Source organism: Xenorhabdus beddingii, assembly GCF_002127545.1.
Lineage (GTDB): Bacteria > Pseudomonadota > Gammaproteobacteria > Enterobacterales > Enterobacteriaceae > Xenorhabdus > Xenorhabdus beddingii.
Genome location: NZ_MUBK01000124.1, coordinates 1 through 1,000, shown reverse-complemented (window position 1 = coordinate 1,000; position 1,000 = coordinate 1). Strand labels below are relative to the sequence as shown.

The following is a 1,000-nucleotide window of genomic DNA, read 5'->3' as shown; positions in this document are numbered from 1 at the left end:
GGCAGGGGTTTTAGACACAGGGCAGGTGGCCTTGATTCGCAGCTTGCGACGGCCAGCGGCAACATCAGCCCGAAGAGTGTCAATTTCAGATTTGGCATTCGTCAGCTCCTGAGTGTGTTTAATGTCCAGTTCTGCAAGGTGTTTGATCCGCTCTTGCTGGGTGGTGTTGATGGCGACTTGTTCCTGATACTGTAGCTTTAAACTAGCGTATTCTTTGGCCTTGTCCTGATACTTACCGTGGTAGAACCAGAACAAGCCAGAAACAATCACCAAAGCACCGAGAGTGAAGTACTGGCTGTTAAGTTTCATGTCATTCGCCTTATTCGGTGCGCGTTGTTTTACCTTTCCCTATTTCAGCCCAAACAAAATCAAGGAACAAATCAGCCGCCTGAGCTGCGAGGTTATTGATCTTGATCTCATGCTCTGGTTTGACCTTCTTCCATTCGTTGAGGCCAGTGCCAAACACACTGGCGATTTGTTTATCTCTCTTTAATTCAGCACACGCCTGATTCAGGTCTTCCATGACACTGCGCTTGCGGGGATTAACTGCGATACCCTTTGTCCAGTATTCATAAAGCACATCGTCACATTCGTCCTGATAACGGATCACCTTGTCCCTAATTTCAGGTTTGACTTTATTGGGATAAATAGTCTGTAGCCATCCAGCTAATTTGCGCAGTGGAAGACAAATCATATCTCGCATCTTCCCATCAGCAGCAACCATAGAGATTTCCTCTATAGTTGATTTAAATCTTTGTCTTAACTTGTTTAATTGCCCTGTCCAATCCATCCCCATACCTTCAACAATGGGTTTCATTGGCACATAGGGTTCATTGTTGTGCTCCACAACATAAAGTTCATCGTCATAAAAAGGGACTGTAATTGTATTCATCTTGCGTATACCTATAGAAATTAGAGCCTGCTGACATAGAAATACCGCCCTGAGAGAGGTCGCCACCCAGCGATAGTTCTCAGGCTCTATTTCTATAAGCTCTCAGTT

2 protein-coding genes are annotated in these 1,000 nt (G+C 45.1%); both read right to left on the bottom strand.

Annotated elements, in window-relative coordinates:
* Positions 1-309: lysis protein (locus Xbed_RS20575; protein WP_139837557.1), on the bottom strand; the 309-nt coding region annotated here is incomplete at its 3' end.
* Between the two features lie 10 nt (positions 310-319).
* Positions 320-892, bottom strand: a complete 573-nt coding sequence (locus Xbed_RS18790) for a phage antirepressor N-terminal domain-containing protein (protein WP_086114316.1) — start codon at positions 890-892, stop codon at positions 320-322.
* Between the last annotated feature and the right edge of the window lie 108 nt (positions 893-1,000).